General features: G+C 75.8%; 4 protein-coding genes. 3 read left to right on the plus strand and 1 reads right to left on the minus strand.

All coding sequences use genetic code 11. From position 1 onward, the window contains the following. Positions 1-71 precede the first annotated feature (71 nt). On the minus strand, positions 72-4,661 hold the full coding sequence (locus ACFYZS_RS39815) for an ATP-dependent helicase (RefSeq protein ID WP_389024286.1): 4,590 nt from the start codon (positions 4,659-4,661) through the stop codon (positions 72-74). A gap of 80 nt (positions 4,662-4,741) precedes the next feature. Between ACFYZS_RS39815 and ACFYZS_RS39820 the strand changes: the two genes are divergently transcribed. From ACFYZS_RS39820 to ACFYZS_RS39830, 3 genes are all read left to right on the plus strand, one after another. Beyond that, a complete protein-coding gene (locus ACFYZS_RS39820; RefSeq protein ID WP_389024289.1) occupies positions 4,742-5,605 on the plus strand; it encodes an AraC family transcriptional regulator in 864 nt (287 codons plus the stop codon). Positions 5,606-5,721: 116 nt separating this feature from the next. Next, positions 5,722-6,420 carry an AzlC family ABC transporter permease gene (locus ACFYZS_RS39825; protein WP_389024297.1) on the plus strand — a complete coding sequence of 233 codons (699 nt, stop codon included), beginning with the start codon at positions 5,722-5,724 and terminating at the stop codon, positions 6,418-6,420. Then, complete coding sequence (locus ACFYZS_RS39830) at positions 6,417-6,725, plus strand: AzlD domain-containing protein (RefSeq protein WP_389024291.1); 309 nt, start codon at positions 6,417-6,419, stop codon at positions 6,723-6,725. Before ACFYZS_RS39825 ends, ACFYZS_RS39830 begins: the two co-directional genes overlap by 4 nt. The last annotated feature ends 130 nt before the right edge of the window (positions 6,726-6,855 follow it).

The following is a 6,855-nucleotide window of genomic DNA, read 5'->3' on the forward strand; positions in this document are numbered from 1 at the left end:
TGACGTGCTCAAGACATAAGCGGGACGTAAGCGCGATGGTCGAGACCGGAATGTGGGATTCAGCCTTCGGTTCACGAGCGCAGGCGCAGCCCCCGCGGGGTGGCGTGGAAGCCGGCCGCCTCCAGGGCCGGGCCCAGCGGGGAGGTCAACGCCGGGGCGGCGTTGATCCGTTCCACCGTGAGCGCCGGGAGCGTGCCGATCCGGGAGGCCGCCGCCAGGGCCGCGGTGGCCGCCGCGAGCCGGGGGTCCTGCGCCGGGGGCCAGGCCAGGAGCGTCTTGCCGCCGCGCTCCACGTACAGGATGAGCTCGCCGTCGACCAGGACCACCAGCGAGCCCGCCTTGCGGCCCGGCTTGTGCGTGGCCCCGGCCGGGGGCTCGGGCCAGGGCAGGGCCGCCCCGTACGCGTTCGCCGGATCGGCCGCCGCCAGGACCACCGCCGCCAGCGGGGGAGGGTTCCGCTCGGCCGAGCGCAGCCGGTCCACCGCCCCGTCCATCGCGAACTGGGCCGCGCCCAGGCCCTCCACCACATAGCCGCGGCGGGCCTGCCCGCTGTCCTCGAAGGCCGACAGGACCCGGTACACCGCGCTGAAGCCGCCCTCCACGCCCTCGGCGGCCACCGCGCCCCGCGTGACCACCCCGTGCCGGTCCAGCAGGGTCCGGGCCAGCGCGTGCGCCCGGTGGGTGGGGTCGGGGGCCTGGGCGGGCAGCAGCGACCAGCGGCCGGAGACCGTGGGCGGGCCGGGGCGGGACACCTGCGCGCTGAGCGTCCCGTAGCGGCCGCGCGGGACGGTGCGCCGGGCCCGGTGGGCGGTCGCGCCCGCGGTGCGGCCCGAGCCGAGCAGCGAGCGCAGCGGGGAGAGCGTGTCGTTGGTCAGCCGGCCCGACCAGGCCAGGTCCCAGACGGCGTCGGACAGTTCGAGGTCGGTGGCCTCGGACCACTTGGCGCGCACCGATTCGGCGAGCTGGCGGAAGAACAGCCCGTACCCGCCGGACAGGGTCTCGAGCACCGCCTGGTGGAGGGGGGTCAGCTCCAGCGGGTGCGGCGGGGGCAGCAGCAGCGGGGCCGCGTCCGCCAGGTAGAGCGAGACCCAGCCGTCCTTGCCGGGGAGGGCCCCGGCGCCCGCCCACACCACCTCACCGGTGGTGGTGAGCTCGTCCAGCAGGGTCGGGGAGTACCCCGAGACCCGGGAGGGCAGGATCAGCCGCTCCAGCGCAGAGGCGGGCACCGGGGCGCCCTGGAGCTGCTCGATCGCCCGGGCCAGGCCGTCGATGCCGCGCAGGGCGCCGCCCAGGTGCTGCCACTGCGGCAGGAAGGTGGCCAGGGAGGTCGGCGGGACCGGCTCCAGCTCCTGGCGCAGCGCCGCCAGCGAGCGGCGGCGCAGCCTGCGCAGCACGGTCGCGTCGCACCACTCCTGGCCGATGCCGGCCGGGTGGAACTCGCCCTGCACCACCCGGCCCGCCGCCGCGAGCCGGTGCAGGGCGCCCTCGGTCACCGCCGCGCCCAGGCCGAAGCGGGCGGCGACGGCGGCCGTGGTGAACGGCCCGTGCGTACGGGCGTACCGGGCCAGGAGGTCGCCGAGCGGGTCCTTGACCGGCTCGGTGAACGCCTCGGGGACCCCGACCGGGAGCGCGGTGCCCAGCGCGTCGCGCAGCCGGCCCGCGTCCTCGACCGCCGCCCAGTGGTCCGCGCCGCCGATCCGGACCGCGATGGCCCGGCGGGCCCGGGCCAAGGCCTGCGGCCAGGCCGGGTCGGCGCCGCGCTCGGCCAGTTCGGCCGTGGTCAGCGGGCCGAGCAGGCGCAGCAGGTCGGCGACGGACTCGGCGTCCTTGGCGCGCCGGTCCTCCGTCAGCCACTGGAGCTCCCGCTCCAACTCCTCCAGTACCTCCGCGTCGAGCAGCTCGCGCAGCTCCGCCTGGCCCAGCAGCTCCGCCAGCAGCCGGGAGTCCAGCGAGAGCGCGGCCGCCCTGCGCTCGGCGAGCGGCGAGTCCCCCTCGTACAGGAACTGGGCCACGTACCCGAAGAGCAGCGACCGGGCGAAGGGAGACGGTTCGGGGGTGGTGACCTCGACCAGGCGGACCCGGCGCGCCTCGATGTCCCCCATCAGCTCCGTCAGGCCCGGCACGTCGAAAACGTCCTGCAGGCACTCCCGCACGGCTTCCAGCACGATCGGGAACGAACCGAACTCCGAAGCCACCTGGAGCAGTTGGGAGGCCCGCTGGCGCTGCTGCCACAGCGGGGTCCGCTTGCCGGGACTGCGGCGCGGCAGCAGTAGGGCGCGCGCCGCGCACTCGCGGAACCGGGAGGCGAACAGGGCGGAGCCGCCGACCTGGTCGGTGACGATCTGGTTGATCTCGCCGTGGTCGAAGGCCACGTCCGCGGCGCCCAGCGGGGCCTGTTCGTCATCGAACGCGAAGGCGTGGGACGCGGCCGGGTCGTGGTCGAGCAGGTCCATGGAGAGCAGGTCCGCATCGGGCAGCCGGAGCACGATCCCGTCGTCGGCATGCATGACCTGCGCGTCCATGCCGTACTTCTCGGAGAGGCGGGCGCCGAGCGCGAGCGCCCACGGGGCGTGCACCTGCGCGCCGAAGGGGGAGTGGACCACGACCCGCCAGTCGCCGAGCTCGTCGCGGAACCGCTCGACCACGATCGTCCGGTCGTCGGGGACGTGGCCGCAGGCCTCACGCTGCTCCGCGAGATAGGCGAGGACGTTCTCCGCGGCCCAGGCGTCCAGCCCGGCCGCCACCAGGCGCAGCCGGGCGTCCTCCTCGGCCAGGCCGCCGAGCTCGCGCAGGAACGCGCCGACCGCGCGGCCCAGTTCGAGGGGGCGGCCCAGCTGGTCGCCCTTCCAGAACGGCAGCCGGCCGGGAACCCCGGGGGCGGGCGAGACCAGGACCCGGTCGCGGGTGATGTCCTCGATCCGCCAGGAGGTGGTGCCCAGCGTGAACACGTCCCCCACGCGCGACTCGTAGACCATCTCCTCGTCGAGCTCGCCGACCCGGCCGCCGCCCTTCTTCGGATCGGCGCCCGCGAGGAACACGCCGAAGAGGCCCCGGTCGGGGATGGTGCCGCCGGAGGTCACCGCGAGGCGCTGGGCCCCCGGCCGCCCGGTGACCGTCCCCGCGACCCGGTCCCAGACGACCCGCGGTCTGAGCTCCGCGAACGCGTCGGAGGGATACCGGCCCGCCAGCATGTCCAGCACCGCCGTGAACGCCGACTCCGGCAGCGCCGCGAACGGCGCCGCCCGGCGCACCAGCGCCAGCAGGTCGTCCAGCTGCCAGGTGTCCATCGCGGTCATCGCGACCACCTGCTGCGCGAGCACGTCCAGCGGATTCGAGGGGATGCGCAGCGACTCGATCGACCCGCTGCGCATCCGCTCGGTGACCACGGCCGCCTGGACCAGGTCACCGCGGTACTTGGGGAACACCACCCCCGTGGAGACCGCGCCCACCTGGTGCCCGGCCCGGCCCACGCGCTGCAGCCCGGAGGCCACCGAGGGCGGGGACTCCACCTGCACCACCAGGTCGACCGCGCCCATGTCGATGCCCAGCTCCAGACTGGAGGTGGCGACCACGGCGGGCAGCCGGCCCGCCTTCAGATCCTCCTCCACCAGCGCCCGCTGCTCCTTGGAGACCGAGCCGTGGTGCGCCCGCGCCAGCAGGGGCGGGGCGCCCTGGGCGGCCCCCGACTGGGCCATGATCTCGGCCGGGGGCGGGCCGTCGGGCAGCTTCTCGCCCATGGCGCGCTCGTACGCGATCTCGTTCAGCCGGTTGCACAGCCGCTCGGCCAGGCGGCGGGAGTTGGCGAACACGATCGTGGAGCGGTGGGCCTGGACCAGATCCGCGATGCGCTCCTCCACATGCGGCCAGATGGAGGGCTTGTCCCCGCCCTCCTGCCCCTCGGTGGCCGGCGAGCCTCCCAACTCGCCCATGTCCTGCACCGGGACGACCACCGACAGGTCGAACTCCTTCGCCGAGGGCGGCTGCACGATCTCGGCCCTGCCGCGCGGCGCGAGGTAGCGCGCCACCTCGTCCACCGGCCGGACCGTCGCCGACAGTCCGATCCGGCGGGCCGGGCGGGGCAGCAGCTCGTCCAGCCGCTCCAGGGACAGCGCCAGGTGCGCACCGCGCTTGGTCCCCGCGACCGCGTGCACCTCGTCCAGGATCACCGTCTCGATCCCGGACAGCGCGTCGCGCGCGGCCGAGGTCAGCATCAGGAAGAGGGACTCGGGCGTGGTGATCAGGATGTCCGGCGGCCGGGTGGCCAGCGAGCGCCGCTCCGCCGGCGGGGTGTCCCCGGAGCGGATCCCGACCCGGATCTCCGGCTCGGGCAGACCCAGGCGGACGGACTCCTGGCGGATCCCGGTCAGCGGGCTGCGCAGATTCCGCTCGACGTCGACGGCGAGGGCCTTCAGCGGGGACACGTACAGCACCCGGCAGCGCTTCTTCGGCTCGGCCGGCGGCGGGGTGGAGGCCAGCTGGTCGAGGGCGGCGAGGAAGGCGGCCAGGGTCTTGCCCGAGCCGGTCGGCGCCACGACGAGGACGTCGGAGCCCTCCCGGATGGCCCGCCAGGCACCCTCCTGGGCGGAGGTGGGCGCGACGAAGGCCCCCGTGAACCAGGAGCGGGTCGCGGGGGAGAACGCATCGAGCGCGGAGCCGGCCATGCCCCCATCCTGCACCCGGGTACCGACAACGGCCCGGACCTGGGCAAACACCGGAACCGGCCGGGGCGCAGAATGGGGGCATGGCGGACAGGGCGCAGGAGTCGGGCGAGCGGGAGTGGGCGCGGCACTGGCGCTACGCGCAGCTGCCCGGACTGGACCTGCTGCGCGCCCACTACGTGCGCCACACCTTCCCGCGCCACGCCCACGACGGGTACGTCATCGCGGCCGTCACCGGCGGCATCGAGGAGGTCGGCCTGCCCGGCGGTACCGTGCGGGCCGGGCCCGGCAGCGTGGTCCTGATCAACCCCGAGGTGCCGCACACCGCGCGCGCCGGGGTCCCCGAGGGCTGGGCCTACGCCACGCTCTACCCCTCCCGGGAGCTGATCACCGAGGTGGCCGCGGAGATCGGCAGCCTGCGCGGGACCCCCGGCTTCACCGCCGACTCGGTCACCGACCCGCAGACGTCGCACGTGATCACCGAGGTGCACCGGGCCGCCGAGGAAGGGAACGCGCTGGCCGCCGACACGCTGCTGCGCGGTGCGGTCGCGCGGATGCTGACCCGGCACGCCGGGCCGCTGCCCGCCCGTACGCTCCGCAGCGCCGGAGCGGTCGACGCCGCGGCGGCCCGCGCGGTGCTCCAGGAGCGGATGGCCGAGCCGCCGTCGCTGGAACAGCTCGCCGCGGAACTGGGGACCAGCCCCTTCGCCCTGCTGAGGGCCTTCCGGGAGCGGTACGGGATGCCGCCGCACACCTGGCTGACCGACGCCCGGGTCCGGCGGGCCAGGGCACTGCTGGACGCGGGCACCCCGCCCGCGGAGGCGGCCGTCACCGTCGGCTTCACCGACCAGCCCCACCTGAACCGCCATTTCACCCGCATCGTGGGCGTCCCGCCGGGCGCGTACCGCCGCGAACGCTCGGGCGGCGGGCCGCCGGCCGGGGGCTGAGGCCGCCCAGCGCTCCCGTTCTCCCGCGTTCCGGCGCTCCCGCGCTCCCGCGTGCAAGAACGTACAAGACCCGGTCGGGGCGGGCTGCGTACGGTCGGGGCGTGGTGGAGCGACAGATGGTGAAGCAGGAGACCCCCGAGGGGGTCGGGGAGCGGCCGCGCCGGGCCGTCGTACGGGACGCGCTCGGGGTCGGGGTGGCCGTCGGGCTGTCCGGGTTCGCGTTCGGGGTGACCGCCGCCGGGGCCGGGATCAGCGTGCTCCAGGCCTGTGTGCTGAGCCTGCTGGTGTTCACCGGAGCCTCGCAGTTCGCACTGGTCGGGGCGCTGGCCGCGGGCGGGAACCCGTTCACCGCGGCCGCGGGAGCCTTCTTCCTCGGCACGCGGAACGCCTTCTACGGGCTCCGGCTGTCGCAGCTGCTCGCCCTGCCCCGGGCGGTGCGGCCGCTCGCCGCCCACTGGGTGATCGACGAGACCACCGCCGTGGCGCTGGCCCAGCCCGACCGCAGGTCGGCCCGGCTCGGGTTCACCGTGACCGGCCTGAGCCTGTACGTCCTGTGGAACCTCACCACCCTGCTCGGCGCCCTCGGGGCCGAGGCCCTCGGGGACACCTCGGCGTGGGGGCTGGACGCCGCGGGCCCGGCCGTCTTCCTGGCCCTGCTCGCGCCGATGCTGAAGACCGCCACCGAGCGGGCCGTCGCCGCGCTGGCCCTCGTCCTCGGGCTGGGCCTGCTGCCCGTACTGCCCGCCGGGCTGCCGGTGCTCGTCGCCGCGCTCGCCGCCCCCGCGATCCTCTGGCTGAAGGGACGCCGCTCGTGAACGTCTGGATCGCCATCGCGCTCACCGTCGTCGGCTGCTACGCCGTCAAGCTCGCCGGGCTGCTCGTGCCCTCCGGGGTGCTGGAGCGGCCGGCGGTGCGCCGGCTCGCCGCCCTGCTGCCGGTCGCGCTGCTCGCCGCGCTCACCGCCCAGCAGACCTTCAGCACCGGGCACGAGCTCGTCCTCGACGCCCGCGCCGCCGGGCTGGCCGCCGCCGGGCTCGCACTGCTGCTGCGGGCGCCGTTCCTGCTCGTGGTCGCCGCCGCCGTGGTCGTCACCGCCGGAGTCCGGGCCCTGGGCGGCTAGGGGGTGTCCGCAAAGTCCCGCCTGTCCCGCGGCGTCCGGCACGCGCTCTCGGCGCACCGGGCGTAATCCCGAGTACGTCCAGTACACGGGCTTCCGCCCGGCACACCGAGAGCACGCACCGGACGCCGCG

The organism is Streptomyces sp. NPDC001903 (assembly GCF_042891345.1).
Lineage (GTDB): Bacteria > Actinomycetota > Actinomycetes > Streptomycetales > Streptomycetaceae > Streptomyces.